This is a genomic window from Sphingomonas sp. Marseille-Q8236 (assembly GCF_965112005.1).
In genome coordinates this window covers 811,824-838,271 of record NZ_CBCOPO010000002.1, presented here as the reverse complement: position 1 = coordinate 838,271, position 26,448 = coordinate 811,824, and the positions used below count along the sequence as shown (strand labels likewise).

Here is a 26,448-nt window from a genome sequence, read left to right as displayed (position 1 = left end):
CCTTCACACATGGCTGCACCGCCCCGATCAACCTGACGTAACGTCCATATCCTTCCAACTGGTAACCTGCAAATATCCATATGCGTGCCGTTGCAATATCGGAGAATTGCGATAGTGCGTAATTTTCTTATAGTCCGCCGTATCAGAGCATAGGGAATCGGCATTTTATGTGGAGTATCGTGTAATGGCGCTCGATCGCATCGATCGGCAAATCTTGGCGCTGTTGCAGGCCGATGGCCGTATGACCAACGTCGAACTGGCCGAACGGGTGGGATTGACCGCCCCCCCCTGTCTTCGGCGCGTTCGCGCGTTGGAAGAAGCGGGCGCGATCCGGGGCTATCACGCCGATCTGGACGCCGCGCGCCTGGGCTTTCCGATCACCGTCTTTGCCATGGTATCGCTCCGCAGCCAGGCCGAGCATGATCTGGCGACGTTCGAACAGCATGTCGCTGGCATCCCCGAAGTTCGCGAATGCCATATGCTGAACGGCGAGATCGATTTCATCCTGAAGATCGTCGCGTCGGATCTCAAGAGCTTTCAGGAAATCCTGACCACCCACCTGACGCCCGCTCCCAATGTCGCGAGCGTCAAGACCTCGCTGACGATCCGTACCGCCAAGCAGGTGTCGGGTATTCCGATCGAAGCGGACTGACCGAGCGCGTCATTCCCGTACATCAAAAAGCCGACCATCCACGAGGATGGTCGGCTTTTTTACGGACCGTTCAACCAGAGTTCACTACCCCGACCCCGCCCTCGGTTCGCTTCGAACAAACTTGGACCGAATATCCAGTAATTCCGGCTGAACCAGGGTCGGAATAATGTTCGGGCAGGTCGCGGACAAAGCGGCCCGCCCGGTTACCCCCGCGCCCATATGGCGCGGGGGCATAGGCATCAGGCCTGGGCGTCCAGATAGGTCTTCCAGAAGCCAGCCAGATCGGCGCGCGGCTGGCCCTGGACCGCGTCGAATGCGGCCTTCGCCCCAGCCTTGTCGCCCTGCGCCGCGAGCGCGATGCCGAGGCGAGTGTTCACTTCATTGGCATCGACACCGCCCTTTTGCAGCGCGGCGCGGTACAGTTCGGCGGCCTTGGCGTAGTTGCCCTGACCATAATAGGCCTCGGCGGTCAGCGCGGCGAGCTTGCCGTCGGCGGCCGACTTGGCGCGGGCCTCGGTCGGCGCCAGCGAGCCTTCCTGGCGGCTCTTGGCGGCGGCGGCGGCCAGCATGGCCTTTGCCGTCGCGTTACCCGCCGGGATCTTGCCAGTGGCAATGCCTTCTTTCAGCACCGTCTCCGCTTCGGCGGGCAGGCCCTTGTCGGTCGCATATTGCGCATATTCCATATAGTCGTTCTGATCGGCGAGCGACTTGGTGGCGCGCATCAGGCGGAACAGGTCGAGCCGCTGATTCTTGTCCAGCGTCGCCAGCGAACCCGGCTGCAGACCGTAAATCACCAGCGAGTTACGCCAGTTCTGCGCGGTCGGATAGGCCGTGATCCACTTGCGCATCCAGCTCAGCGTTTCCGGAACCATCTTCGCCTTGTTGGCCCGGCCGATCGCGTACTTGTAATAGTCCTCAGGCGCCTTCTGGCCCGAGGCGGTCATCTGGTCGATCGCGCTCGACAGTTCGGCATTGGCACCGGCGACGTCGCCCGAATCCATCTTCGCCTTGACGATCAGCATCGGCAGGTTCGGATCGTTGTAACCGAGCTGCTTGGCCTGGTTGAAATATTGCAGCGCGATCGGATACTGCTTGCCGTTATAGGCCAGCGCACCACGGCGGAAGACGTAGCGCGGCTTGTCCGCGGCCGGGGTCGACGGGCTGGCGATCAGCGCGTCGAGCGGCTTGGCCAACGACGCTTCGTCGACCGGCGCGTTCGGATTGGCCTGCTGCGCCGCATAGAGCTTGCCCGATTCGAGTTCGTAGCGCAGCGCCGCCGCGATATATTTGTCGTCCTCGGTCTTCGCCGCAGCCTCTACCGCCGCGACCAGCGGATCGGCCGCAGCGTAATTCTTCTGCTGCAACACGAGCTGTGCCGCCTGCGCCGCCTTCAGCGCCTCGGGGCTCAGCTTCAGGCCGCCGGCCTCCTCGGCCTTCTTTTTCTGCGCCACGGCCGGGACCGTCAGGGCAACCCCACTCACACTCGTCGCCAGCACGGCCGCAAGCGCGAGCTTCGGAATGATCTTCATGCGAATTTTCTCCAAGAATAGAGCCTGTCGGGTCCAGAACCGTATCTGACGGGCTTGATAAGGACAGCGCGCGTCCCGTTCAAGCGATGCGATGATGCGATCCTCCCTTACCCCTCAACCGCTGAACGCGGATTGAACGCGAACGCTCCGAGCGCTAGCGCGGCAGGATCATGATTGCCGTCATCTCCCCCGCCAAAACGCTCGATTACAAGAGCCCCCTCCCCGACCTTGCCCCAACCGAGCCGCATTTCGCCGCCGAAGCCTGCACCCTGGCGCAGGCCGCTGCCGGTCTGGGCGAGGACAAGCTTTCCTCGCTGATGCGCATCTCGCCCGCGCTCGCCAAACTCAACGCCGAACGCTTCCGCGACTTCGCGACCGCGACGGAGCGGCCCGCGATGTTCGCCTTTGCGGGCGACGTCTATACCGGGCTCGAGGCCAAGACGCTGGACGAACCGGCGGTGCTGTTCGCCCAGGATCATCTGCGGATGCTGTCGGGGCTTTACGGCCTGCTCCGCCCGCTCGACGCGATGCGGCCCTATCGGCTGGAAATGGGCACGCGCTGGGCGCCGCGCGGCGACAAGTTGACCGACTGGTGGGGCGACCGCATCGCCAAGCGGCTGTCCGACGAGGTCGAGGCGGAGGGCTCGGGCACGATCCTGAACCTCGCCAGCCAGGAATATTGGCACGCGGTCGACGGCAAGCTTCCCGCCGCGGTCCGGGTGATCGCGGTCGATTTCCGGGAGGGCGATCGCTTCATCAGCTTCCATGCCAAAAAGGCGCGCGGTGCGATGGCACGCTGGATGGTCGAACATGCCATCACCGATAACGATGCGATGCGCGGCTTCGACAGCGACGGCTATGGCTTCGATGCGGAGAACAGCACGCCGACACAGTGGAGATTCGTGCGATGAGCGAATGGAAGCAGGCGATCGTCATCGGCGCTTCCGGCGGTATTGGCGGCGCTATCGCCGATGCGCTTGAGGAGGAAGGCGTAAGTGTCGCCCGCTTCGGTCGTTCGATGAGCGGCGATGCGCATATCGACATCGAGGACGAAGCGAGCATCGCGGCAGCCGCGGACCGGATCGCAAAGGGCCCCGCCCCCGATCTGGTGATCGTCGCCACCGGCCTGCTGCATGACGGTGCCCAGGGGCCCGAAAAGGCGATCGACCAGCTTTCGCCCGAATGGCTCGCGCGCAATTTCGCGGTGAATGCGATTGGCCCAGCGCTGGTCGCCAAGCATCTGCTGCCGCTGATGCCGCGCACCGGCAAGACGATCTTCGCCGCCTTGTCGGCGCGGGTCGGGTCGATCTCGGACAATCGCATGGGCGGCTGGTATGGCTATCGCGCGTCCAAGGCCGCGTTGAACCAGTTCATCCGCACGCTCGCTATCGAACATAAGCGGCGCAACGACCGCTCCATCGTGATCGCGCTGCATCCCGGCACGGTCGATACGGCTTTGTCCAAGCCGTTCCAGGGCAATGTCAGGCCCGGCGGCTTGTTCGATCCGTCACGCGCCGCCGTCCAGCTTCTCGACGTGCTCGACGGACTGCGCGCGCCGGACAGTGGCAAGCTGTTCGATTGGGAGGGCAAGGAGGTACAGCCTTGACCACCCCCCTGATTATCACTTGCATTACAGTATCGTAACGTCGGCGACATTCGCGCGAAACCACCCGTCCCCGATAAGGAGCGGGCTGGTCGCCGCTCCACTCCCGTCGGCGGCCAGCGCCTACCAAGTCCCGCGATCCGCTGCCGAGGGGGTAGCATTGCCGCAGGGCCCCGTCCCCGCGCCCGGTTTTCACGCATCGGTCGCTTCCCGAACCGCTCATGCGAATGCCGGCGCGCGGGGATGGCGAAGGGGTGGTCAGGCGGCTTCTGCTGGGCTAGGAACGACGCTTCCCATCTGACAACCAACCCGGAAAGCAACAGACTTTGGCCGACGAGACGACCCTCGCGGAACCTTCCGATATTTCGACGATCTCCATCGTCGACGAGATGAAGTCGAGCTATCTCGACTATGCGATGAGCGTGATCGTGGCGCGTGCGCTGCCCGACGTGCGTGACGGCCTGAAGCCCGTCCATCGCCGTATCCTCTATTCGGCCGCCGAGAGCGGCTTCGTCGCAGGCAAACCGTACCGCAAGTCGGCGCGCATCGTCGGCGACGTCATGGGTAAATACCACCCGCACGGCGACAGCGCGATCTATGACGCGCTGGCCCGCATGGCGCAGGACTGGTCGATGCGCGTGCCGCTGATCGACGGTCAGGGCAACTTCGGCTCGATGGACCCCGATCCGCCCGCCGCGATGCGTTACACCGAAGCGCGTCTGGCCAAGGTCGCCAACTCGCTGCTCGACGATCTCGACAAGGACACGGTCGACTTCCAGCCCAACTATGACGGCTCGGAGCGCGAACCCTCGGTCCTGCCCGCGCAATACCCGAACCTGCTGGTCAACGGCGCCGGCGGTATCGCGGTCGGCATGGCGACCAACATCCCGCCGCACAATCTGGGCGAGGTGGTCAATGCCTGTCTCGCCTATATGGAAAATGGCGCGATCACGGTCGAGGAACTCAACGAGATCGTCCCCGCCCCCGACTTCCCCACCGGCGCGCTGATCCTGGGCCGATCGGGCGCGCGCTCGGCCTATCAGACCGGACGCGGTTCGATCATCGTGCGCTCGCGCCACGAGATCGAGGAGATGCGCGGCGACCGCCGGGCGATCGTCCTCACCGAAATCCCCTTCCAGCAGGGCAAGAATGCGCTGGTCGAAAAGATCGCCGAGGCCGCCAAGGAAAAGCGGATCGAGGGGATCAGCGACATTCGTGACGAATCGAACCGCGAAGGCGTTCGCATCGTCATCGACCTGAAGCGCGATGCGACCCCCGAGGTCGTGCTCAACCAGCTGTGGCGGCACACCCCCGCCCAGACCAGCTTCCCGGCCAACATGCTCGCCATTCGCGGCGGTCGGCCCGAGCTGCTCAACCTGCGCGACATCATCCAGGCCTTCGTCCAGTTCCGCGAGCAGGTCATCACCCGCCGCTCCAAGTTCGAGCTGGCCAAGGCGCGCGAGCGGGCGCACATCTTGCTGGGCCTCGTCATCGCGGTGACGAACCTGGACGAGGTGGTGCGGATCATTCGCGGCTCGGCCTCGCCGGTTGCCGCGCGTGAGGCCCTGCTCGCCCGCGAATGGCCGATCGCCGAGATCGCGCCGTACATCCGCCTGGTCGAAGCGGTCGAGAGCGAAGGCTTTGGCGACACCTATCGCCTGTCGGAGACGCAGGTTCGTGCGATCCTCGACCTGCGCCTGCACCGCCTGACCGCGCTCGGCCGCGATGAGATCGGCGACGAGCTGAAGGGTCTGGCGGACTCGATCACCGAGCTGCTGGAAATCCTCGCCAACCGCGTGAAGCTGTACGAGGTCATGCGCGGCGAGTTGGTGGCGATCCGCGACCAGTTCGCCACCCCGCGCCGCTCGGAAATCGCCGCCGCCGCCGACGGCATCGACGACGAGGACCTGATCGAGCGCGAGGACATGGTCGTCACCGTGACCATGCAGGGCTATATCAAGCGCACCCCGCTCGATGCCTTCCGCGCGCAGAACCGGGGCGGCAAGGGCCGCTCGGGCATGGCGACCAAGGACGAGGACGTCGTCACCGAGCTGTTCGTGACCAGCACGCACACGCCGGTCCTGTTCTTCTCCAACCATGGCAAGGTCTATCGCTACAAGGTCTGGCGCCTGCCCGAGGGCGGCCCGGCCACGCGCGGGCGGCCGATGGTCAACCTGCTGCCGCTGGCACCGGGCGAGGTCATCTCGACCGTCCTACCGCTGCCCGAGGACGAGGCGGAGTGGGGCAAGCTCCACGTCATGTTCGCTACGGCCAAGGGTGCCGTGCGCCGCAACTCGATGGACGCGTTCACCAACGTGCCCTCGAACGGCAAGATCGCGATGCGCTTCGAAGAGGGCAGCGAGGACCGGTTGATCGGCGTCGCGCTGCTCGGCGCGGAGGACGACGTGCTGCTCGCCACCCGTTGCGGTCGGGCGATCCGCTTTGCCGCCGACGATGTGCGCGAGTTCCAGAGCCGGACCTCGACCGGCGTGCGCGGTATCGCGCTCAAGGGGGAGGACGAGGTCATCTCGCTCTCGGTCCTGCACCGCGTCGGCACCACCCAGGAAGAGCGCGAGGCTTATTTGCGCTTCGCCCCCTGGAAGGGCGAGAAGGAAGGCGAGCCCGAGCTGTCGGTCGAGCGGTATGAGGAACTGCGTGAAAACGAGCAGTTCATCCTGACCGTCTGCGCCAACGGCTATGGCAAGCTGTCCTCGGCCTATGAATATCGCCGCACGGGTCGCGGTGGTCAGGGCATCACCAATATCGACAATATCGCCCGCAATGGTGATGTCGTCGCCAGCTTCCCCGCATCCAAGGGGCATCAGCTGATGCTCGTGACCGATCAGGCCAAGCTGATCCGCATGTCGCTGGCTTCGCTTCGCGTCATCGGGCGCGGCTCGGCGGGGCTGCGGCTCTTCAACGTCGCGGCTGGCGAACATGTCGTCTCGGCCGCACGCATCGAGGAGACCGAGGAGGATGCCGAGATGAACCTGGCCGACGGCACTCCCGAGATCGCGCCCGAACCGGATGCGGAAGTCGGTGAGAATCTGGCCGCCGGCCCGGAGGATGGCGAGTGAGCCGGCCAGCGACCGCCTATAAGGTGCTGACCGCCGACCAAATGGCGCTGCTGGAACAGGAGGGCGTCTTCAGGGGCGCGCCGGTGGATATGGCCGATGGCTATATCCACCTCTCCACCGCCGCCCAGTTGACCGAGACGGTGGACAAGCATTTCGCTGGCCAGACCGACCTGCACATTGCGGCGGTCGATCTGGAGGCGATGGGCGAGGCGGTGAAGTGGGAGGAGAGCCGGGGCGGCCAGCTCTTCCCGCATCTCTATGCCCCGTTGAGCTTGACGGCGGTCGTCGCCTATGGCCCGATGCAGCGCGATGACGACGGCACCATTCGGCTGCCCATCACCGGTTAAGACCCATGATGATGACGTTTCGTCATCGAAACGTCATCAAATCCTAACGCCACCTTTACCGGTCGCGCATAGCAAAGACGGCGATGAAGCCGTCTGTCTTCTCTAATGGCCCACCAGTGGCCGATGACTTGGTGATCGGGGCCGACGCTTCGCTGGCTGAGGCCATCGGCCTCTTCCGCCAGCATCCCGACATGCGCCTGCTGCCCGTCCTCGACGCCGGGCAGCGCCCCGTCGGCGCGGTCCGTGAACGGGACTTGCGCGGATTGCTGTTCAATCCCTTTGGCCATGCCCTGCTTCAAAATCCCGATTTCGGCACCACGCTGAACGCCTATGTCCGCGCCCATCCCATTTGCGAGGTGGAAGCACCACTAGCCGAAAAGCTGGTGCTCCATGCCAACTGGGGAGCGCCGGACATGCTGATCCTGACCCGCGAGGGCATTTTCGCCGGAACGCTCGACGCCGCTACGCTGGCCCGGCAGGCCGCCGATGTGCAGATTTCGCTCGCGAAGGAGAGGATCACACGAGCGCACCAGATCGACGAGGCCGCGCGCGACTTCATGGTAGACATCGGCGCCTCGTCCGAACAATTGCTGGCGGCGACCCGCGAGATGGACCAGATGGCTGATGCCCTTGCCCGCTATGCCGCGCAAACGCATGGTGGTGCGGACCGTATGACCGGCGCAATGGGCGACGCGGGCAGCGCGCTCGGCGACATCGCCAAGCAGGGGCATGGCCTGACCGAGGCCTTTGGCGCGATTACGCGCGATATGGATCAGGCGCGAAAGATCCGCGAGGAAGTGCGCCACCGGATCGCCAGCACCGGCCGCCATGCCTATGCCCTGGCGAACGGCGCCACCACCATCGACGCGCTGCTGGCCGTAATCGAGGGCGTGGCGACCCGCACCAATTTGCTGGCACTGAATGCCGCCATCGAAGCCGCCCGTGCGGGCGAGACCGGGCGGGGCTTCGCGGTCGTCGCGCATGAGGTGAAGGCGCTTGCCCGCCAGACGCGCGAGGCGGCGCAGGATGCGACCCGCAACGTCGCACAGGTCAAGTCGGACCTTCACGCGCTGGTCGCCGAACAAAAGCATCTCGATGAAGCGGTCGAGGCGATCAGCGGCATCTCCCACTCGATCGACACGGCTGTCGCCGCGCAGGGCATGGCGACCGCCTCCATCGCCGCCAATGTCGACCAGACCGCTTCGGCCGCTCGCCAGATCGGCGCGCAGGTCCGTCAGATACAGGAAGACGCCACGCGGATCGACCGCGATGCCGGATCGCTGCTTGGCTTGGCCCGGACATTGGGCCGCACCGTCACCCGGTTGCGCGATCGCACCGCCGGTTTCGTCGATACGGTCGCCGCCTGATCGTCAGACGTAGAGGTCGACCACCGTCACCCCCTCGCCCACCGCCTCCAGCAACAAGGTCCGGTGGCAGTGACAGGGATCGCGCTCGAAACAGAGCAAGGCGCTGGGCTTTTCCCGCGACAGATCGAGCATCCGCGCCGCTGCGGCCTGCGCCTCGGGTAGGGCAAGCTGGTCGTCATAGACCTCGCGCAGGGTCGTGACGTCGCCCTTCTTCGCCGCGTCGCGCCCGCGTTTCGGCGTGCCCAGATCCTTCAGATGGACATAATCGATCCCAACCTCTCGCAACGCCGCCGCGAGCGGGGATTTGGAAAAGCCCGGACGTCGCGACAACGGCAGCGCGCGAACGTCGATCAACCGCTCGACCCCGGCCTGCCTCAACGTCGCCAGAAAGCCGTCGACGGTCGCGCCTTCGTAACCGATGGTGAAAATGGTGGTCATGAACAGCAGGTGGGGGTTGGCCGGCAGGCTGCCAAGTGCTTCCACCTGACGGCTTACGGGTCTAAAGCCGGGCGATGACTTATGACATTCATGTGATCGGCGGCGGGCTGGCGGGTTCCGAAGCGGCGTGGCAGTTGGCCGAGGCGGGGCTGAAGGTGCGCCTGTCCGAAATGCGCGGCGGGGCAGACACCACGCCCGCCCATCATGGCGGGGATTTGGCCGAGTTGGTCTGTTCCAACTCCTTCCGCTCGGACGATGCGACATCCAACGCGGTCGGCCTGCTCCATCAGGAGATGCGCGCGCTCGGCTCGATCATCATGGCGAAGGGCGATGTCCATGCCGTGCCCGCCGGTTCGGCGCTGGCGGTGGACCGCGACGGCTTTTCGGCCGGGGTCACGGCCGCGCTCGCGGCGCATCCCAACATCACCATCGTTCGCGAGCGGATCGATGCGCTGCCGGAGGGGCCCGCGATCATCGCCACCGGCCCGCTGACCGCGCCATCGCTGGCGGGCGGCATCGGCGAGGCGACCGGCGCGGAGGCGCTGGCCTTCTTCGACGCGATCGCCCCCATCGTCCACCGCGAATCGATCGACATGGACGTCGCCTGGTTCCAAAGCCGATGGAACAAGGGCACGGGCAAGGATTACATCAACTGCCCGATGGACAAGGACCAGTATCTGGCCTTCCATCAGGCGCTGCTCGACGGCGAGAAGACCGAGTTCCGCGAGTGGGAGAAAAACACCCCCTATTTCGATGGCTGCATGCCGGTCGAGGTCATGGCCGAGCGCGGGGTCGATACGTTGCGCTTCGGGCCGATGAAGGGCGTCGGCCTGGACGATCCGCGCACCGGACGCTGGCCCTATGCCGTCGTCCAGCTACGCCAGGACAATGCGGCGGGCACGCTGTGGAACATCGTCGGTTTCCAGACCAAGCTGAAATATGCCGAGCAAATCCGCATCTTCCGCACCATTCCGGGGTTGGAAAAGGCCGAGTTCGCGCGATTGGGCGGGCTTCACCGCAACACCTTCATCCGCTCGCCCGAACTGCTCGATGCGACGCTGCGCCTGAAGTCGCGGCCCAATCTGCGCTTCGCGGGCCAGATCACGGGGTGCGAGGGCTATATCGAGAGCGCGGCGATCGGGCTGCTCGCCGGGCGTTTCGCCGCCGCCGAGCTGACCGGCAAGACCATCGCGGCGCCGCCGGTCGAGACGGCGCTGGGCGCGCTGCTGGGTCACATCACCGGGCTGGCCGAGGCCGAGACCTATCAGCCGATGAACGTCAATTTCGGCCTGTTCCCGCCCATCCCCGGCCGGACCAAGAAGGCCGATCGCAAAAAGATGTACACCGACCGCGCGCGCGAGGCGCTGCCCGGCTGGCTCAACTCTCTTCCGCCTGGGCCGCCTCCGGTGCCTCAGCCGGTCCCGTTCGTGCCGGAGGACAGTCCCGCCGAGCCGGTCGACGCTTAACGGCGGTGGTGGCGAACTCGGCCGCGTTCATCGTGCCTGACTTGTCATGGTCTGCGGTGGCGAATTTGGTCGTGGCCTTGATCGCCCACTCGTCGAAGGACAGCCTGCCGTCGCCGTCGCGGTCCAGCTTGGCGTAAGCCTTGCGCCGCGCGGCGAGATATTCCTCGCGAGTGATCGTGCCGTCGCGGTCCTTATCGTAGCGGTCGAAGCGTTTTTGCTCGCGGGTGCGGGCGGACGCTTCGGGAAGCGGCCCATCGTCCTCGGCAGTTTGCGGGGGCGAGGCGGTCGCCGCGCTCGCGGCTGGGAGTGGGGATGGCGTGTCGGGTCGGCTGCCCCACAGGAACAGCCCCGCCCCCACCAGCACGAGCGTGCCCAACCCACCGGCCAGATAGCGCCACATCGGTCCCGTCTCCCCCCGTCAGACGGGGTTATGGTTAACCGGCGTTATATGGGAGCGGCAAGGTGATTCCCGTGGCCTTCGACTTCGCTCAGGCTGAACGTGGTTTTGGTGAGCCGCTCCCCACTCTAGGTGTACCCCGGCGAAGGCCGGGGTCCAGTTCTGCGCAGCCTGTGGAGCGCCTCGGATCGGCGGGGGAGGCAAAGGACCTGCGCCGTCGATAGAGCATTACAACTGGACCCCGGCCTTCGCCGGGGTATGGCTCCGTCCTGATGCGAACGGCTTCAGCGCCCCGTCAAACCATGCCACGCCAGTCGCGCCGCACGGAGGGGATGGCCCGGCAGGCGGTCCGGGTGGCGCAAACCTTCACGGGCCAGGACGCCCAGGCCGCTCAACCCCCGCGTCCCTCGCGGCCGCTTCGGCGACAGCGCTGTGTCCAATTTGCTTAAAGCCTGTGCACCGATTCGATCCGCCAGCGGCTTGTCGCTGATATGCCCGGCCAGATCGGCCTTGGCCCAGGCTGTCCCGAGAGGTTCCCACCCATCGCCAACCAGCAACCGCCCGATCGAGGCGAACAACACGCCCCCGCGCGCCTGCGCATGGCGGGCGACGCGTTCATCGTCCAACGGCTCGTCATCATCGAGCAGCGCTTCCCACCCCTCGATCATCGGCGCCAGATCCACCCCCCGCACGCCACCGGGGAGCACCGACGCCGCCAGCCGCTGCAACACGGGATGCGCAGGAGCCGCCTCGCGGTCGAGCTTCTCCAGCGCCTCATACCACCAGGTGAGCCGCATCTGGCCGATCATCGGCTCTGTCGTGCTTTGCAGGATCGAGGCGAGCTGATGGTCGAGATCGAGCAGCGCCGCGAACCCCTCGCGCGCTGATGCGGGCGAATAGCCCACCGCCAGTGCCTGTTCGCGCATCACCGCTTCTATCGCGGGCGGGGGCGTCGGGGTGGCGGGAATATCAGTCATCCCCTGCCCTTTGCACGAATGAACCCCATGAAAAAGGGCCTCCCGGTTTCCCGGAAGGCCCCCTTCAAATCATGAGATAACCCGCCGCTTAGCCGCGATAGGTGACCTTCTTGACCGCCGCGACGACCTTGTCCGCATCGACCAGCGCCAGCTTTTCGAGGTTGGCGGCGTAAGGCAGCGGCACGTCCTCGTTGGTCACGCGCAGCACGGGCGCGTCGAGGTCGTCGAACCCTTCTTCCATCACGACGGCGGTGATTTCCGACGCGATCGAGCAGGTGGGCCAGCCTTCCTCGACCACGACCAAGCGGTTGGTCTTGGCGAGCGACTTCAGCACCGTCTTGGTGTCGAGCGGACGCAGCGTGCGCAGGTCGATGACCTCCGCATCGATGCCCTCGGCGGCCAGCTTCTCGGCGGCTTCGAGCGCGACGCCCACGCCGATCGAGTAAGAGACGAGCGTGACGTCCTTGCCCTCGCGCATGATCCGCGCCTTGCCGATCGGCAGGACGAAATCGTCGAGCTTGGGCACGTCGAACGAACGACCGTACATCAGCTCGTTCTCAAGGAACACGACCGGGTCTTCCGAACGAATCGCCGCCTTCAGCAGGCCCTTGGCATCGGCCGCGTCATAGGGCGCGATCACGATCAGGCCGGGGACCGACGCATACCACGGGCCGTAATTCTGCGAGTGCTGCGCGCCGACGCGGCTGGCGGCACCGTTGGGACCACGGAACACGATCGGGCAGCGCATCTGGCCACCGGACATATAGTTGGTCTTGGCGGCCGAGTTGATGATGTGGTCGATCGCCTGCATGGCGAAGTTGAACGTCATGAACTCGATGACCGGACGCAGGCCGCCCATCGCGGCACCGGTGCCGACACCGGCAAAGCCATACTCGGTGATCGGCGTGTCGATGACGCGACGGTCGCCGAACTCGTCCAGCAGGCCCTGCGTCACCTTGTACGCGCCCTGATACTGGGCGACTTCCTCGCCCATTACGAAGACGCGGTCGTCGGCGCGCATTTCCTCGGCCATCGCATCGCGCAGCGCTTCGCGGACGGTGAGCTTCACCATCTCGGTGCCTTCGGGGATTTCCGGCGAGGCGGGCGCTTCCTGCTCGGCGGCGGCGACCAGCTTCTGCGTGCCGCTCTCCTGCTCGGCCGCAGCCGCACCTTCCGGCATCGGCGGCGCGTTCGAATCGGTCGCCTCGTTCTTCGGCGCGGCATTGGCGGCCTCGCCCGAACGGCTGCCCGACGCGGCGGCGGACGCGACGTCCTCGCCCTCTTCGGCCAGCAGCGCGATGGCGGTGCCGACCTTCACATTGTCGGTGCCCTCGGCGACGATGATCTTGGCGATCACGCCCTCATCGACGGCCTCGAACTCCATCGTCGCCTTGTCGGTCTCGATCTCGGCCATGATGTCGCCGGACTTGACCGTATCGCCTTCCTTCACGAGCCACTTGGCGAGCGTGCCCTCTTCCATGGTCGGCGAAAGGGCCGGCATCTTGATCTCGATCGCCATCTTAGTAACGCTCCACCAGCACTTCAGTGTAGAGTTCAGCCACATCGGGCTCGGGGGTCTGTTCGGCGAAATCGGCCGCTTCGTTGACCTGCTTGCGAATGTCCTGCTCCAGGACCTTCAGATCGGCCTCGGTGACGCCCTGCTCTTCGAGCAGACGCTTCACATGATCGATCGGATCGGACTTGTCGCGCACGCCCTGCACTTCCTCGCGGCTGCGATACTTGGCGGGGTCGGACATGGAGTGACCGCGATAGCGATAGGTCTTCATCTCGAGGATGACCGGACCCTTGCCCGCACGGACCCAGGCCAGCGCCTCTTCGGCGGCACCGCGGCACGCCAGCACGTCCATGCCGTCGACCTGGATGCCGGGGATGCGGAAGCTCTCGCCACGGCGATAGAGCTGGTCCTCGGACGAGGCGCGGTTGACCGCCGTGCCCATGGCATATTGGTTGTTCTCGATCACGAAGATGATCGGGAGCTTCCACAGCTCGGCCATGTTGAAGCTCTCGTACACCTGGCCCTGATTGGCAGCGCCATCGCCGAAATAGGCGAGGCAGACGCCGCCGTCATTGCTGTACTTGTGCCCGAACGCCAGGCCGGTGCCCAGCGACACCTGCGCGCCCACGATACCGTGGCCGCCGTAGAACTTATGCTCGGTCGAGAACATGTGCATCGACCCGCCCTTGCCCTTGGAGATGCCGGCGGCACGTCCCGTAAGCTCGGCCATGATGACCTTGGGATCAATGCCGTAAGCCAGCATGTGGCCATGGTCGCGGTAACCGGTGATGACCGAATCCTTGTCGCCGTCGAGCGCCGACTGGAGACCCACCGCCACGGCCTCCTGGCCGATATACAGGTGGCAGAAACCGCCGATCAGGCCGAGGCCATAAAGCTGGCCCGCCTTTTCTTCGAAGCGGCGGATCAGGAGCATCTGCTTGTAGAAATCCAGCAACTGTTCCTTGGTAGCCTGGAACGGTTGCGGTTCGGCGGGACGCTCCCGATTGGGAATGGGGGGCTCGCTGGTACGGCTTGGAGCTTTTGCCACAGTCGGGAACACCTTTGTTTCCGTTAGGGAAGGATGGACGCCTATTGGCGTGCTTTGTCACGAAACTCAATTCCCCCTCTTAATTCCCATTCGGACAGGTGGAATTTAGGGGTGAATAGCTTTGCATCGGTTGCCTTGTCGGCGCACCGCAGCCTACAACGCCCGTCGATTATGGATAGACCCAAACACCCGTTTCGCATCGCCAATTTCCGCAGCTATTGGCTGTCGCGGTTCAGCGGGACCATCGCGGTATCGGCGATGTCGATCGTCATCGGGTGGCAGGTTTACAACCTGGCGCGCGAAACCATGGACGTGCGGCAGGCCGCCTTCATGCTCGGCATGATCGGTTTCGCACAGTTCGTGCCGCTGTTCCTGCTGACCCCGATCACCGGTCTGGTCGCCGACAGCGTCGACCGGCGGTGGATCGTGCGGGCGACGACGGCGCTGTTGGTCCTGGCCGCTGCAAGCCTCTGGTTCCTGACTTGGTCCGGGCATCTGACCCTGGGGGCGCTATTCACCGCCGCCGTGGCCTTCGGCATCGCGCGTGCCTTTTCGGGGCCCGCCTATTCGGCGCTGGCCCCCAATCTGGTCCCGCGTGAAAGCCTGCCGACCGCCATCGCGGTCAGCTCGATCGCGTGGCAGGTGGGCACCATCGCCGGTCCGAGCGTCGGCGGGCTTCTCTATGCGATCCATCCGGAATTTGCTTACGGCATCGCCACCTTGCTGTTCGCGGTCGCGCTGTTTTGCATCTTTCTGATCGGCCCGGTTCCCCAGCCGCCCGCGCAGACCGACCGCCGCCCGCTGACCCGAATCGTCGAGGGGTTCAGCTATGTCCGTCGCAATCGGCTGGTGCAGGCGGCGATCACGCTCGACCTGTTCGCGGTGCTGCTGGCGGGCGCGACATCGCTGCTGCCGGTCTATGCGCGCGACATATTGCATGTCGGATCGCAGGGACTGGGCGTGCTGGCGGCGGGCATGGGCATCGGCGCGGCGACCACAGCGATCTGGTTTTCGTTCAAGCCGATGACCCGCAATGTCGGGGTCAAGATGCTGGTTGCGGTCGTGGTCTTCGGCCTGTCGATCCTGACCTTCGGCATCGCCAGCTATGTGACCGGCGCCTTGGGGCTCGAGAGCGGCACGGTGGCGCTGGGCGGGCTGAATCTGTTCGTCCACCCCGCCTTCCTGCTCAGCCTCGTCGCGCTGATCTGCGCGGGCGGCGCGGACATGGTGTCGGTCTATGTCCGCCAGTCGCTGATCCAGCTCCATACCCCCGACGCGATGCGCGGGCGGGTGAGCGCGGTGTCGCAACTCACCATTTCCGCCTCCAACGAGTTGGGCGAGTTCGAGAGCGGGGTGATGGCCTCGATCCTTGGCCCCGTCGGCGCGGTGGTGTTCGGCGGACTGGGGGCGATCGGCGTCACGCTGCTCTGGTCGCGGCTGTTCCCGGAACTCCGACGCGCGCGAACCTTTGATCCGCCTGAAATCCTTGCAACCGAACCAACCCACGGAGAAGCCAAGCCATGAAGGCCAACACCATCCTGGAAACGATCGGCAACACGCCACATATCAAGCTCCAGCGGCTGTTCCCCGGATCGGAAGTCTGGATCAAGTCCGAACGCTCCAACCCCGGCGGATCGATCAAGGACCGAATCGCCCTCGCGATGATCGAGGCGGCCGAGGCCAGGGGCGAATTGAAGCCCGGCGGGACCATCGTCGAGCCGACCAGCGGCAATACGGGCGTCGGCCTGGCGATGGTCGCAGCGGTAAAGGGCTATAAGCTGATCCTCGTCATGCCCGAATCCATGTCGATCGAGCGCCGCCGCCTGATGCTGGCCTATGGCGCGACCTTCGACCTGACCCCGCGTGAGAAAGGCATGAAGGGCGCGATCGAGCGGGCGCTGGAACTGGTGCGCGACACGCCCGGCGCGTGGATGCCCCAACAGTTCGAGAACCCGGCGAACATCGACGTGCACGTCCGCACCACGGCGCAGGAAATCCTGAACGACTTCCGCGATTCGCCGATTGACGTCATCATCACCGGGGTAGGCACCGGCGGCCACATCACCGGCGTCGCCGAAACGCTGAAGAAGGAATGGCCGCAACTGAAGGTCTATGCGGTCGAGCCCGCCGCCTCGCCGGTCATCCAGGGCGGCGCCCCCGGCCCGCACCCGATCCAGGGGATCGGCGCAGGCTTCATCCCCGCCAATCTCCACACCCAGGCGATCGACGGTGTGATCGAGGTCGATGCCAATGTCGCCAAGGACATGGCGCGTCGTTCCGCCACCGAGGAAGGCATCCTCGTCGGCATCTCGTCCGGCGCGACGCTTGCCGCGATCCTGCAGAAGCTGCCCGACCTGCCCGAAGGTGTCCGCGTGCTCGGCTTCAACTATGACACGGGCGAGCGTTATCTGTCGGTGCCGGACTTCCTGCCCGAACAGTGAGCGATCTTGCCAAGCCGCGCGGCGGCATCCGCGCGGCCCTGTTCGCCATCGCCGGTACGGCCAGCGTCGTACCGGCTTTGCTCGTGGCGAACGCGCCCGCCATTCCCCATGCCTCTCGCGTGTCGTCCCACCGGGCGGCACACGCGCAGCGCGTGGTCCCGCCGGCCGAACTTCCCCCGGTCGAGCCCGTCGCCTTTATCGACATGACCCCGGACGAGGCGCGCGCCTATAACGAAGGCGTGCCCTTTTCGACCGACCCCAATCCGGCGGCGCGTCCTTTCGTCTTTCGCGGAACGGCGGAGGACAAGGCGCGCGCGCTAGACTGCCTCGCCGCCGGGGTGCTGTACGAGGCGGGTGATGATGCGAAGGGCGAACAGGCGGTGGCCCAGGTCATCCTGAACCGGCTGCGCCATCCCGCCTTCCCCAAGACGGTATGCGGCGTGGTGTTCGAGGGGCAGGAACGCTCGACCGGGTGCCAGTTCACCTTTAGTTGCGACGGCGCGCTGACCAAGTGGCAGCCGCCCGAAGCCGCCTGGACCCGCGCGCGCGAAATCGCCGCCATGGCCTTGAACGGCAAGGTCTTCCGGCCCGTCGGACACGCCACCCATTACCATACCGATTGGGTCGTCCCCTATTGGCAGGCGAGCCTGGACAAGGTGGCGCGGGTCGGCAGCCATTTGTTCTTCCGGTGGTCAGGCTGGTGGGGAACGCCGCCGGCCTTCAACCGCCATCAACTGGCCGACGAGCCGATCATCCCTTCAATCGCCCCCTTCTCGCCGGCGCACAGGGCCGGAGCAGAGGCCAGCGACGAGGCCGGCGCTGCGCTTGCCGAAGGTGCCGTGGCGGCGGGCACGACCGGACCGCTGGCGAGCGACCCGGACATGTTCCTCGTGACGCTTCCTGCCGGACTGTTGCCCGAGGGGTTTGCCGCTTTTGCGCTGAAACTGTGCGCGGAGCGCAAGCATTGCACCGTCATGGCCTGGCGAGAAGGAGGCGTGAAGCCCAACTCGGTGCCGCTGACGACGGGGCAGATGGACATGATGGCCTTCAGCTATCTGCGCGATACGGTGGCCGGTCTCGAACGCACGCTGTGGAATTGTACGCTCTACCCCGCGATGCGCGGGCCGCGTTGCATGAAGCGGCAGGTGATGACGGTCATGCCGCCCAATCCCCTGCCCACCCCCACGCCACAGGCAACTGCCACCCCCACCGCCCCGGGTGAACTGGGCGGCGTCCGCCGGGCCAGCGCGCCGCCCGCCGAGTCCAAACAGCCCTGATTCGCGGTTCGTCAGTCGCGGTGCGATTCGACGACCGCGACGAACTCGGTCAACTCAGCGATTGCCGCGTCGATGTCCCGCTTCTGCGCCTGCAAGGCCTCGATCTTGGCGGTGCAGCGAGCGATCGTGACTTCACGCTGCTGGCGGCGGTCATCGCCCAGGTCATAGAGGTCGATCATCTCGCGAATATCCGCCAGACTGAACCCCACTCGCTTGCCCCGCAATATCCAGGCAAGGCGGGCGCGATCGCGCTGCGAATAGATACGCTGCGTCCCCCGCCGCTCGGGCGCGATCAGCCCTTCATCCTCATAAAAGCGAAGTGCCCGCGCCGTGACGCCGAATTCCGTGCAGAGCTGTGTAATGGAATAATCGTCGCGATCGCCACGGGGGGGAATGGCTGCAGGAGCAACGGGGGTCGACATGGCGCGACGCTATATGCCGTTTACGTGAACGTCAATCGACCCGCTCAGCTATCGCACAGACGGTCGCCGTCCACGCCGTGAAGCGCCTGCGCTTCGGCCATCGAGGCGCTGATCCGTTCGACGGCGAGGGCCGACAGGCTGGCCCTGCCGGTGCACAAGGCATTGCACGCATTGGGCAAAGCCGCCGGGAACTGAATGGTTTCGCCATCGAAGCGGGCGGTGAAGCGGCACGCCCCCAAGGCGATCTCCAGGGCGGGGCCGGACCGGTGGAGCGTACCACGCGCGGTACACCCCTGCCCCTCACCATAATCGAGCATCACGCCGATCTGTCGATCCGCCGCCGCCCCGCCGGACTTGGGCAGGATGCACATCCGGTCGGTGTCGCGCGACCAGATGCCGTCGAGCGGCGCGGCAGCGGGGTCGGCCACGAGACCGGCAGCAATGCCCGCCGCCTCCAACCGTTCGCCCGCCGCATTGTCGCCGCTTCCGACGCCCTGACTACAGGCCGCCGTCCATCCCGCCAGCAGGACGATCCCCCAGCGCCTGATCACGCCACCGGGGCCAGGCCGTCGCCGTCGATCCGCCGATAAAAGCAACTGCGCCGCCCGGTATGACAAGCCGGGCCCGCCGGTTCGCAGATCAGCCAGATCGCATCCTGATCGCAATCGATCCGCATCTCCACGACGCGCAGGACATTGTTCGAGCTTTCGCCCTTCTTCCATAAACGCCCGCGACTGCGCGACCAGAAATGCGCTTCTCCGGTGTCCCGTGTCGCCGACAGCGCTTCTTGATTCATGTGCGCGACCATGAGGATTTCGCCGCTCGCCCGGTCGGTAGCGATTGCGGTGAGTAAGCCATTTGCATCGAATTTCGGGTCGAGCATCAGCCCGGTGTCGCGGTGATCTGCCATAGACCCGCCTTTAACCGGCTATCGGGCGCAAGTCATCTTTGCGCACGGTCCAGGCCAGGCCGCCAATTAGCCATGATCGCGAATCGCCTTAATAAGATCGTCCTTGCTCATCTTCGATCGGCCTTCGACACCGATCTTTCGAGCCTCCTTCATCAGGTCGTCCTTGGTGCGATCCTCCAGATGGGTCGAGCGGTGATCCAGACTGCCCTTGGCTTTCGCGTTGGCGATGCGAGCGGCCTTTTCCTTGGATTGGCCCTGCTTGCGCAGTTCCTCGTACAGCCCGTCATCCTTGATCTGGGCCCCATGATCGCGCGCCATATGGCTTCTCCTATATCGGGGCCCGAAACGCAGGGTCTGCGAAAATGATCCCGTGCATGATGACAAACAGGCGACAAACGCAGATCACATTCCTATATGCGCCCCGTCTGCCCCTTAGTTGCGAACGTTGCGAGCGCCTCTCCCATGCTGACCACCAACCCCTTCGACGACGACAAACTCCGTGAGGAATGCGGTATTTTCGGCGTGTCCGGCGCCACCGGCGCGGCGGCACTGACCGCGCTGGGCCTTCACGCGCTCCAGCATCGCGGGCAGGAAGCCGCGGGCATCACAAGCTTCGATGGCACGCTGTTCCATACGCACCGCGCCATGGGTCATGTCGCGGGCAATTTCGATCGTGACGATGTGATCCGTGGCCTGCCGGGCGATGTCGCCTGCGGTCATGTTCGCTACTCGACCACGGGCGAAACCGCGCTGCGCAACGTCCAGCCGCTTTATGCCGATCTGTCGACCGGCGGCTTCGCCATCGCGCATAACGGCAATATCTCCAATGCGATGAAGCTGCGTCGCGAACTAGTGCGTCGCGGTTCGATCTTCCAGTCGACTAGCGATACCGAGACGATCATCCATCTGGTCGCGACCTCGAACTATCGCACATTGCTCGATCGGTTCATCGACGCACTGAAGCAGGTCGAGGGCGCCTATTCGCTGATCGTGATGACGCCGGAGGGCATGATCGCCTGCCGCGATCCGCTGGGCATCCGGCCGCTAGTCATGGGTCGCCTGGACGGTTCGGTGATCTTCGCGTCCGAGACCGTGGCGCTGGACGTGTGCGGTGCGACCTTCGAGCGTGCGGTCGAGCCGGGCGAACTGGTCATCGTGCAGGGCACCGAAATCCGCTCGATCCACCCCTTCCAGTCCGTGGCCCCGCGCCCCTGCATCTTCGAATGGGTCTATTTCAGCCGCCCCGATTCGATCGCGGGCGATCAGTCTGTCTATTCGGTGCGCAAGGAAATCGGCGCGCAGTTGGCGATCGAGGCACCGGTCGATGCGGATCTGGTCATCCCGGTTCCTGACTCGGGGGTCCCCGCCGCGATCGGCTATGCCCAGCAGTCGGGCATTCCGTTCGAACTGGGCATCATCCGCTCGCACTATGTCGGCCGCACCTTCATTCAGCCCGGCGACAAGGTCCGTCATCTGGGCGTCAAGTTGAAGCACAACGCGAACCGTGCGCTGATCCAGGGCAAGAAGGTCGTGCTGATCGACGATTCGATCGTGCGCGGCACCACCAGCCTCAAGATCGTGCAGATGATGCGCGAAGCGGGCGCGGCCGAAGTGCATATGCGCATCGCCAGCCCGCCCACCCGGCATAGCTGCTTCTACGGCGTCGACACGCCCGAACGCGCCAAGCTGCTCGCGGCCAAGCTGGATCTGGGCGGGATGACCGACTTCATCCATGCCGACAGCCTGTCCTTCGTGTCGATCGAAGGACTCTACAAGGCGCTGAACGCCGCACGCGGTGAAACCCCCAGCTATTGCGACGCCTGTTTCACCGGCGACTACCCCACCACCCTGACCGACCACGACGAAACCGCGCCGGTCGATCAGTTTCAGCTGCTGGCCGAGCGGGTCGCCTGATGGCCGGTGCGCTGTCGGGTAAGCTGGCCCTGGTCACCGGGGCCAGCCGGGGCATCGGTGCGGCCACCGCCATCGCGCTGGCAGCGGAAGGGGCCCATGTCGTCCTGACCGCCCGAACGCCCAAGGGATTGGAGGAGGTCGAGGAGAGGATCTTCGACGCCGGTGGTTCGGCAACGATCGCTCCGCTCGACCTGGCGGAAAATGACTCGATCGGACGCCTGGCCGCCGCGATCGGAGAGCGCTGGCAGGCACTGGACGTGATGGTCCTGAATGCCGCGATGCTGGGCTCACTGGCCGCCGTGCCCGCGATCGATCCCAAGGAGTTCGCACGCGTCCTGACCCTGAACGTCAGCGCGCAGGCAGCGATGATTTCCGCATTTGATCCAATGCTGCGCCGCTCGAGCGCCGCACGGGTAATCGGCGTCACCTCCTCGGTCGGGCGCAAACCGCGCGCTTATTGGGGTGCTTACGGCGCGTCCAAGGCGGCGTTCGAGACGCTGCTCGGCGCCTATGGCGACGAAACGTCCGAAATTAGCGCGATCCGTACCGCCATCGTCGACCCCGGCGCGACCCGGACTCAGATGCGTGCTAAGGCTTATCCGGGTGAGGACCCTGCCTCGGTGAAAACGCCGGAAGTGGTGGCCGAAAGGATTGCCGCCCTGGCGATCGAGGGCTTCCCGCCCGGGCATTTCGAGCGGGTGGGTCTGTAAGGGGCTGTTTGGTTGGCGGTGGGGCGTGGCCTTCGACTTCGCTCAGGCTGAGCGGGGTTAGGAAATCGGACCTGCCCCACCCAGGCCTTTCAGGCTTGGCGACGTCGAAGCCCACGCCCCAATCTCGCCGAAAGCCCTTACCGCAACGTCGCGACGATCCCCGCCATCTCGAACACCGTGCCCTGCGCATCCAGTGACAGGCCTCGCGCCGCCCCCGAAAGGTCCTGCGCGGCGGCATAGGCGTCCAGCGCCACCTTCAACCCCGGCCCCGACCGCCCGCGTGCGCGCTCTGCGATGAAGGCAGGCACTCGGTCAAGAAACGCCTCATAGCGCGCCTGCGCGGCTTTGCCCGCCAATGCCTTGGCCAGCTTCACCCGCTCCGCATTGCCGGGATCACCCGTTTCCGCGATCCGTGCGATCGCGCTGTCCAGCCCGGCGATATTCAGCCCGGCAAAGCGCAGCGCCCGCCCCGGCGCACCATCCGCCACCGCCACCAGGGCGGCGATCTCGCCGTCATCCGCCTCGGGGAGCTGCATCCGCAACACCCGCGCGACGTCGGCATCGCTCAGCCGTTCGAAACGCAACAAACGACAACGCGACCGTATGGTGGGGAGCAACCGCCCCGGCGCATGGCTGACCAGCAGGAACACCGTGCCCGCGGGCGGCTCCTCCAAATTCTTGAGCAGCGCATTGGCCCCGCCACGTTCCAAATCGTCGATCGCATCGATCAGGACGACACGCGCCGGTCCCATGGCGGGCGCGGTCGCGAACATGGGTTGCAGCGTGCGGACCTGCGCGATGCTGATCGAGCGCGCGAGATCCTGATCGGGCTTGTCCGCATCCTTGGGCAGCCGCGACAGGACGCGAAAGTCGGGATGCGAGCCCGCCGCCATCAACTTGGCCGTGGGGTGATCCTCGGGCACGGCCAGGCCGGGGGGCAAGTCCCCCGCCCCGCCGCCCCGCGCGAGCAGACGCGTCGCCGCCGCCCGCGCGAAGCTCGCCTTACCGACACCTTCCGGCCCGGCGATCAGCCAGGCATGGTGAAGCTTGGCGCCGCCCAGCGCGGCGGCAAAGGCGGCCTGGCCCGCGTCATTGCCGACCGGCAGGGTCATCGGCTCAGCCGAAGATCGAGGTCAGCCCGGCCCAGGCGCGACCGAAAAAGCCCGCTTCGCTGACATCCTTGTCCGCGACCAGCGCCAGCCGCTGCGCCGGCATGTCGGGCGAACTGATGACGAGGTCGGCGATATGCTGGCCCGCCTTGATCGGAGCCTTGATCGGGCCTTGATAGACGACCTTCGCGCTCAATTGCGGATCAAGCCCGGCGGGCAGGGTCACGGTCAGCTGCTGCGGCGCGATCAGGCCGACGCTGCTCGACGATCCCATCTGGACCTCGGCATCGGCGACCTTCTTGCCCTTTGCCACGACCGGCTTGGCCTGCCATGCGCGGAAACCCCAGTTCATGAACTTGACCGACTCTTCCGACCGCGCGTTGAAGCTGTTCAGCCCCGCCACGACCATCACCAGTCGGCGGCCATTCTGCTCGGCGGAACCGGTGAAGCCGAACCCGGCCTCCTCGGTATGGCCCGTCTTCAGGCCATCGGCCCCGGCGACGCGGCCCAGCAACGGATCGCGATTGGCCTGGGTGATGGCATTCCCGCCCATCGTCTTGCCCCAGGTGAAATCCCGGCGCGAGTAGAATTGCTTGTAGAGCTGCGGGAAGTCCTGGATCGTATGCTCGGCCAGATCGGCCAGGTCGCGCGCGGTGACATAGGTGACGCCGCCGTCCGGCCAGCCGTTCGACGTGCCGAAATGGCTGTTGTTCAGGCCGATCTGCTTGGCGGTGCGGTTCATCCGCTCGACGAAGTTCGGCTCGGTTCCCGCAATGTGCTCGGCCAGAACGACACAGGCGTCATTGCCCGACAGGGTGACGATGCCGTACAACAGGTTGGCGACGCTGACCTGCTCGCCGGGCGACAGGAACATGGTCGACCCCGCCTGGGGCCCATGCCACTTGGCCCAGGTCTCCGGCTGGACGGTGACCATGTCGTTCAGCTTCAACTGGCCCTTCTTCACCAGGTCAAAGGCGACATAGACCGTCATCATCTTCGCCATCGATGCGGGCGGCATCCGGCGGTCTGCATCACGCTGAAACAGGATCGCACCCGAGGACAGGTCCTTCATGAAGGCGACGGGGGCGGTCGTCTCGAACTGCGGAGCGGCCGCGATCGAGGGGTGGGCCAGCGCGACGAGTGCGAGCGGGGCGGCGAAGGATGCGAACAGGGTCTTCATGCGTGTTCCGTGACCAAAGGGCGGGGAGAGGTCAATCCTGAAGCAGGATGCGGGCGTCGTCATAACCTGCCCGTGACGCCGCGTCACGCAGCGCTTTGGCGGATTCAGGCGTCATTCCACTGCGTTCCACCCGCCATAGCCGCCCAGCCGGGCGAAGTTGCGCGTCGAAGCGCCGCGCCAGGGCCTTGGCACGGTCCTGACTGGCGAAGCTGGCAATTTTTACGCGGTATTGAGCATGCGGATCGAGCGCGATAGGGCGAGCGACCGGCGCCACCGCACTGGCTCCGGCCAGGATCAGGCCGGGGGCGTCGCCGCCGGGCGTGAGGGCCCGCAGCCTGATATGCGCCACCGCCCGCTTATTGGTACCCAGCAGCCGGGCCGCACCCAGCGACAGGTCGGCCACCCGATCCGCTCGCCCCGGGCCACGATCCCCGACCCGTGCGACGATGGTGCGCCCGGTATCCACATCGGTCACCTCGACCATCGATTCGAGCGGCAGGGTGCGATGCGCGATCATCACGTCGTCGGGATCGAAACGCCGCCCCGTCGCGGTCCGCCGCCCCGCCAGTTCATGGCCATACCAGCTTGCCCGCCCGGTGGCGTCATAACGGCCATAACGCGGCGCGGTCGGCTCTTCGGTCTTCGCCGCTACCGGGGTCGCGGTCAGGGCCGCGACGATCAGGGCGATCGCCTCAACCCGCAATCGCATCGGCCAGCAACCCCACCGACAACGCGTAGAAATTGGAGCAGTTGTAATCCAGGATGACCCGGTAATTGCCGGTCAGCAGATAGGCGGTCGCCCCCTGCCCGTCCGGCTCCATCAGCGTCGCGAGCACCCGGTCGTCGGGCCAGGCGGCACCCTGCGGCACGATGCCCATCGCGCGCCACTCCGCCATGGTCCGCCATCCGCTATGCCGTTCGAACACGCGGGGGCAGCGTGGGCTGACCAGCCGGTTGCGGACCATCGACTGGTCGAACCCGGCCGGAACGGTGACCGCAAAGCCCCAGGGCTGCCCCGCACGCCATCCGGCATTGACGAAGTAATTGCCAATCGAGGCCAGCGTATCCGCCTCGCTATTCCAAATGTCCACGCGACCATCACCGTCGCCATCGCGGCCCAGGCGCAGATAGATGGAGGGCAGGAATTGGGGATTGCCGGTCGCCCCGGCCCAACTGCCCTTCAGCTGATCGCGGGTGACGCCCCGGTCCATCATCTTGAGTGCGGCGATGAACTCGCCCTCGAACAGCGGGCGACGGCGCCCCTCATAGGCCAGGCTCGCCAGCGAGCGGATCAGATCGAAATTGCCCGTATAGGAACCGTAATTGGTCTCATGCCCCCAGATTGCGACCATGATCGATTCGGGCACGCCCGTCTCGCGCTCGATCCGCGACAGGCGCGGCCGCTGCGCGAGATATTTGCTCCGACCGCGACCGATCCGCGCCGCATCGACATGCGCGGCCTTATAGGGTGCAAAGGGACTAAAACCGCTATTGGCCGGGCCGCCCGGCTGTTGCCGATCCAGTTCGATCACGCGCGAATTGAGCGTCAGCGTCGGCAGCACCGAATCCAGCGTGGCGCGGCTGACCCCCTGCCCTAACGCGGTACCGCGAAACTGTTGAAGATAGCTTTGGAAGCCGGCTTCATCCTGCGCCTGCGCGCCGGTGCCACCGAGCGTCAGCAGCGCCAGACCCGAGAATAAGGCGAGGCGCATCACACGCCGGGTAATCGTCCCCCACATGACGCCTGTTTGCCATAGCGGGGCGTTTGCAGGAACCTCGCATCACCGCAGCCATGGCACGATCAACCGCGCGGAGCCGCCGGCTGCATTCCGCAGAAACTCGCACAATCCATGGTGGATTTGCCGGCGCGCTTGACGTACACGCACCTCCCGCGCCGATCCCGGAAGAGTGGCCGAGCGGTTTAAGGCACCGGTCTTGAAAACCGGCGATGGTGCAAGCCATCCGTGGGTTCGAATCCCACCTCTTCCGCCAGAACCCTGCATCAATACGCCTCACAACGTCTCAATCCCCTCGTAAACGCGGGGAAATTTTGATATTCGATGTCTCA

General features: G+C 65.6%; 26 protein-coding genes and 1 tRNA gene. 13 read left to right on the top strand and 14 right to left on the bottom strand.

Annotated features, from left to right (window positions below):
- The first annotated feature begins 184 nt into the window (after window positions 1–184).
- A complete protein-coding gene (locus tag ACWPWT_RS16345; RefSeq protein ID WP_230480815.1) occupies window positions 185–652 on the top strand; it encodes an Lrp/AsnC family transcriptional regulator in 468 nt (155 codons plus the stop codon).
- 239 nt (window positions 653–891) lie between these two features.
- On the opposite strand, the gene ACWPWT_RS16340 is transcribed toward ACWPWT_RS16345, so the two are convergent.
- On the bottom strand, window positions 892–2,181 hold the full coding sequence (locus ACWPWT_RS16340) for a hypothetical protein (protein ID WP_454280572.1): 1,290 nt from the start codon (window positions 2,179–2,181) through the stop codon (window positions 892–894).
- A gap of 170 nt (window positions 2,182–2,351) precedes the next feature.
- Between ACWPWT_RS16340 and yaaA the strand changes: the two genes are divergently transcribed.
- From yaaA to ACWPWT_RS16315, 5 genes are all read left to right on the top strand, one after another.
- Entirely contained in the window at window positions 2,352–3,092 is a 741-nt protein-coding gene (gene yaaA, locus ACWPWT_RS16335) for a peroxide stress protein YaaA (RefSeq protein WP_454280571.1), read from the top strand.
- Entirely contained in the window at window positions 3,089–3,787 is a 699-nt protein-coding gene (locus tag ACWPWT_RS16330; RefSeq protein ID WP_454280570.1) for an SDR family NAD(P)-dependent oxidoreductase, read from the top strand. Before yaaA ends, ACWPWT_RS16330 begins: the two co-directional genes overlap by 4 nt.
- A 323-nt stretch (window positions 3,788–4,110) precedes the next feature.
- Window positions 4,111–6,861, top strand: a complete 2,751-nt coding sequence (gyrA, locus tag ACWPWT_RS16325) for a DNA gyrase subunit A (protein ID WP_454280569.1) — start codon at window positions 4,111–4,113, stop codon at window positions 6,859–6,861.
- A 41-nt stretch (window positions 6,862–6,902) separates the two neighbouring features.
- Entirely contained in the window at window positions 6,903–7,208 is a 306-nt protein-coding gene (locus tag ACWPWT_RS16320) for a DUF952 domain-containing protein (protein ID WP_454280988.1), read from the top strand.
- 116 nt (window positions 7,209–7,324) lie between these two features.
- A complete protein-coding gene (locus ACWPWT_RS16315; RefSeq protein WP_454280568.1) occupies window positions 7,325–8,575 on the top strand; it encodes a methyl-accepting chemotaxis protein in 1,251 nt (416 codons plus the stop codon).
- A gap of 3 nt (window positions 8,576–8,578) precedes the next feature.
- Here the strand turns inward: ACWPWT_RS16315 and ACWPWT_RS16310 are convergent, their stop codons facing one another.
- Complete coding sequence (locus ACWPWT_RS16310; protein ID WP_454280987.1) at window positions 8,579–9,013, bottom strand: DUF488 domain-containing protein; 435 nt, start codon at window positions 9,011–9,013, stop codon at window positions 8,579–8,581.
- Between the two features lie 74 nt (window positions 9,014–9,087).
- Here ACWPWT_RS16310 and trmFO point away from each other — a divergent pair, with 74 nt between their 5' ends.
- Window positions 9,088–10,479 (top strand): methylenetetrahydrofolate--tRNA-(uracil(54)-C(5))-methyltransferase (FADH(2)-oxidizing) TrmFO, encoded by a 1,392-nt coding sequence (gene trmFO, locus ACWPWT_RS16305; protein WP_454280567.1) that lies wholly within the window; start codon window positions 9,088–9,090, stop codon window positions 10,477–10,479.
- On the opposite strand, the gene ACWPWT_RS16300 is transcribed toward trmFO, so the two are convergent.
- The 4 genes from ACWPWT_RS16300 to pdhA form a co-directional block, all read right to left on the bottom strand.
- Entirely contained in the window at window positions 10,391–10,879 is a 489-nt protein-coding gene (locus ACWPWT_RS16300; RefSeq protein ID WP_454280566.1) for an EF-hand domain-containing protein, read from the bottom strand. The two genes, trmFO and ACWPWT_RS16300, sit on opposite strands and share 89 nt — an antisense overlap.
- 281 nt (window positions 10,880–11,160) lie before the next feature.
- Window positions 11,161–11,853 (bottom strand): squalene/phytoene synthase family protein, encoded by a 693-nt coding sequence (locus tag ACWPWT_RS16295; protein ID WP_454280565.1) that lies wholly within the window; start codon window positions 11,851–11,853, stop codon window positions 11,161–11,163.
- An 88-nt stretch (window positions 11,854–11,941) separates the two neighbouring features.
- Window positions 11,942–13,372 carry a pyruvate dehydrogenase complex E1 component subunit beta gene (locus tag ACWPWT_RS16290; protein ID WP_261270609.1) on the bottom strand — a complete coding sequence of 477 codons (1,431 nt, stop codon included), beginning with the start codon at window positions 13,370–13,372 and terminating at the stop codon, window positions 11,942–11,944.
- Between the two features lies 1 nt (window position 13,373).
- Entirely contained in the window at window positions 13,374–14,417 is a 1,044-nt protein-coding gene (gene pdhA, locus ACWPWT_RS16285) for a pyruvate dehydrogenase (acetyl-transferring) E1 component subunit alpha (protein WP_056432896.1), read from the bottom strand.
- A 171-nt stretch (window positions 14,418–14,588) separates the two neighbouring features.
- Between pdhA and ACWPWT_RS16280 the strand changes: the two genes are divergently transcribed.
- Genes ACWPWT_RS16280 through ACWPWT_RS16270 form a run of 3 tightly spaced genes read left to right on the top strand, consistent with a single transcriptional unit; the run spans window position 14,589 to window position 18,135 of the window.
- On the top strand, window positions 14,589–15,941 hold the full coding sequence (locus tag ACWPWT_RS16280) for an MFS transporter (protein ID WP_454280564.1): 1,353 nt from the start codon (window positions 14,589–14,591) through the stop codon (window positions 15,939–15,941).
- Window positions 15,938–16,858, top strand: a complete 921-nt coding sequence (gene cysK / locus ACWPWT_RS16275; RefSeq protein WP_454280563.1) for a cysteine synthase A — start codon at window positions 15,938–15,940, stop codon at window positions 16,856–16,858. The genes ACWPWT_RS16280 and cysK overlap by 4 nt, the downstream gene beginning before the upstream one ends.
- Entirely contained in the window at window positions 16,855–18,135 is a 1,281-nt protein-coding gene (locus tag ACWPWT_RS16270; RefSeq protein WP_454280562.1) for a cell wall hydrolase, read from the top strand. Before cysK ends, ACWPWT_RS16270 begins: the two co-directional genes overlap by 4 nt.
- A gap of 11 nt (window positions 18,136–18,146) precedes the next feature.
- On the opposite strand, the gene ACWPWT_RS16265 is transcribed toward ACWPWT_RS16270, so the two are convergent.
- The 4 genes from ACWPWT_RS16265 to ACWPWT_RS16250 all read right to left on the bottom strand — a co-directional run bounded on the left by ACWPWT_RS16265 (window position 18,147) and on the right by ACWPWT_RS16250 (window position 19,785).
- The gene (locus ACWPWT_RS16265) at window positions 18,147–18,557 is read right to left on the bottom strand and encodes a MerR family transcriptional regulator (RefSeq protein WP_261270613.1); all 411 of its coding nucleotides are present in this window, start codon (window positions 18,555–18,557) and stop codon (window positions 18,147–18,149) included.
- A gap of 44 nt (window positions 18,558–18,601) precedes the next feature.
- The gene (locus tag ACWPWT_RS16260) at window positions 18,602–19,108 is read right to left on the bottom strand and encodes a hypothetical protein (RefSeq protein ID WP_261270614.1); all 507 of its coding nucleotides are present in this window, start codon (window positions 19,106–19,108) and stop codon (window positions 18,602–18,604) included.
- A complete protein-coding gene (gene hisI, locus ACWPWT_RS16255; RefSeq protein ID WP_454280561.1) occupies window positions 19,105–19,467 on the bottom strand; it encodes a phosphoribosyl-AMP cyclohydrolase in 363 nt (120 codons plus the stop codon). Before hisI ends, ACWPWT_RS16260 begins: the two co-directional genes overlap by 4 nt.
- A 66-nt stretch (window positions 19,468–19,533) precedes the next feature.
- Window positions 19,534–19,785 carry a DUF7218 family protein gene (locus ACWPWT_RS16250; RefSeq protein ID WP_454280560.1) on the bottom strand — a complete coding sequence of 84 codons (252 nt, stop codon included), beginning with the start codon at window positions 19,783–19,785 and terminating at the stop codon, window positions 19,534–19,536.
- A gap of 144 nt (window positions 19,786–19,929) precedes the next feature.
- Between ACWPWT_RS16250 and purF the strand changes: the two genes are divergently transcribed.
- The gene (gene purF / locus ACWPWT_RS16245; RefSeq protein ID WP_261270617.1) at window positions 19,930–21,381 is read left to right on the top strand and encodes an amidophosphoribosyltransferase; all 1,452 of its coding nucleotides are present in this window, start codon (window positions 19,930–19,932) and stop codon (window positions 21,379–21,381) included.
- Window positions 21,381–22,091: an SDR family NAD(P)-dependent oxidoreductase gene (locus tag ACWPWT_RS16240; RefSeq protein WP_454280559.1), complete on the top strand. Its 711-nt coding sequence runs from the start codon at window positions 21,381–21,383 to the stop codon at window positions 22,089–22,091. Before purF ends, ACWPWT_RS16240 begins: the two co-directional genes overlap by 1 nt.
- A 137-nt stretch (window positions 22,092–22,228) precedes the next feature.
- On the opposite strand, the gene ACWPWT_RS16235 is transcribed toward ACWPWT_RS16240, so the two are convergent.
- From ACWPWT_RS16235 to ACWPWT_RS16220, 4 genes are read right to left on the bottom strand one after another with little or no spacing between them, the layout of a single operon-like run.
- Complete coding sequence (locus tag ACWPWT_RS16235; protein WP_454280558.1) at window positions 22,229–23,203, bottom strand: AAA family ATPase; 975 nt, start codon at window positions 23,201–23,203, stop codon at window positions 22,229–22,231.
- A 4-nt stretch (window positions 23,204–23,207) separates the two neighbouring features.
- The gene (locus tag ACWPWT_RS16230; RefSeq protein WP_454280557.1) at window positions 23,208–24,380 is read right to left on the bottom strand and encodes a D-alanyl-D-alanine carboxypeptidase family protein; all 1,173 of its coding nucleotides are present in this window, start codon (window positions 24,378–24,380) and stop codon (window positions 23,208–23,210) included.
- Between the two features lie 31 nt (window positions 24,381–24,411).
- Complete coding sequence (locus tag ACWPWT_RS16225; protein ID WP_454280556.1) at window positions 24,412–25,089, bottom strand: septal ring lytic transglycosylase RlpA family protein; 678 nt, start codon at window positions 25,087–25,089, stop codon at window positions 24,412–24,414.
- A complete protein-coding gene (locus tag ACWPWT_RS16220; RefSeq protein WP_454280986.1) occupies window positions 25,073–26,092 on the bottom strand; it encodes a lytic murein transglycosylase in 1,020 nt (339 codons plus the stop codon). Before ACWPWT_RS16220 ends, ACWPWT_RS16225 begins: the two co-directional genes overlap by 17 nt.
- A 190-nt stretch (window positions 26,093–26,282) precedes the next feature.
- Between ACWPWT_RS16220 and ACWPWT_RS16215 the strand changes: the two genes are divergently transcribed.
- Window positions 26,283–26,372: transfer RNA gene (locus tag ACWPWT_RS16215), tRNA-Ser, on the top strand.
- Window positions 26,373–26,448: the final 76 nt, after the last annotated feature.

Coding starts and splice junctions, on each gene's coding strand:
- ACWPWT_RS16240 (WP_454280559.1), top strand. CDS start 21,381: ATGGCCGGTGCGCTGTCGGGTAAGCTGGCCCTGGTCACCGGGGCCAGC.
- ACWPWT_RS16310 (WP_454280987.1), bottom strand. CDS start 9,013: ATGACCACCATTTTCACCATCGGTTACGAAGGCGCGACCGTCGACGGC.
- ACWPWT_RS16250 (WP_454280560.1), bottom strand. CDS start 19,785: ATGGCGCGCGATCATGGGGCCCAGATCAAGGATGACGGGCTGTACGAG.
- ACWPWT_RS16340 (WP_454280572.1), bottom strand. CDS start 2,181: ATGAAGATCATTCCGAAGCTCGCGCTTGCGGCCGTGCTGGCGACGAGT.
- ACWPWT_RS16220 (WP_454280986.1), bottom strand. CDS start 26,092: ATGCGCCTCGCCTTATTCTCGGGTCTGGCGCTGCTGACGCTCGGTGGC.
- hisI (WP_454280561.1), bottom strand. CDS start 19,467: ATGGCAGATCACCGCGACACCGGGCTGATGCTCGACCCGAAATTCGAT.
- ACWPWT_RS16330 (WP_454280570.1), top strand. CDS start 3,089: ATGAGCGAATGGAAGCAGGCGATCGTCATCGGCGCTTCCGGCGGTATT.
- ACWPWT_RS16230 (WP_454280557.1), bottom strand. CDS start 24,380: ATGAAGACCCTGTTCGCATCCTTCGCCGCCCCGCTCGCACTCGTCGCG.
- ACWPWT_RS16345 (WP_230480815.1), top strand. CDS start 185: ATGGCGCTCGATCGCATCGATCGGCAAATCTTGGCGCTGTTGCAGGCC.
- ACWPWT_RS16295 (WP_454280565.1), bottom strand. CDS start 11,853: ATGACTGATATTCCCGCCACCCCGACGCCCCCGCCCGCGATAGAAGCG.
- ACWPWT_RS16300 (WP_454280566.1), bottom strand. CDS start 10,879: ATGTGGCGCTATCTGGCCGGTGGGTTGGGCACGCTCGTGCTGGTGGGG.
- yaaA (WP_454280571.1), top strand. CDS start 2,352: ATGATTGCCGTCATCTCCCCCGCCAAAACGCTCGATTACAAGAGCCCC.
- ACWPWT_RS16280 (WP_454280564.1), top strand. CDS start 14,589: ATGGATAGACCCAAACACCCGTTTCGCATCGCCAATTTCCGCAGCTAT.
- trmFO (WP_454280567.1), top strand. CDS start 9,088: ATGACTTATGACATTCATGTGATCGGCGGCGGGCTGGCGGGTTCCGAA.
- cysK (WP_454280563.1), top strand. CDS start 15,938: ATGAAGGCCAACACCATCCTGGAAACGATCGGCAACACGCCACATATC.
- ACWPWT_RS16225 (WP_454280556.1), bottom strand. CDS start 25,089: ATGCGATTGCGGGTTGAGGCGATCGCCCTGATCGTCGCGGCCCTGACC.
- ACWPWT_RS16265 (WP_261270613.1), bottom strand. CDS start 18,557: ATGTCGACCCCCGTTGCTCCTGCAGCCATTCCCCCCCGTGGCGATCGC.
- ACWPWT_RS16290 (WP_261270609.1), bottom strand. CDS start 13,372: ATGGCGATCGAGATCAAGATGCCGGCCCTTTCGCCGACCATGGAAGAG.
- ACWPWT_RS16320 (WP_454280988.1), top strand. CDS start 6,903: ATGGCGCTGCTGGAACAGGAGGGCGTCTTCAGGGGCGCGCCGGTGGAT.
- purF (WP_261270617.1), top strand. CDS start 19,930: ATGCTGACCACCAACCCCTTCGACGACGACAAACTCCGTGAGGAATGC.
- ACWPWT_RS16235 (WP_454280558.1), bottom strand. CDS start 23,203: ATGACCCTGCCGGTCGGCAATGACGCGGGCCAGGCCGCCTTTGCCGCC.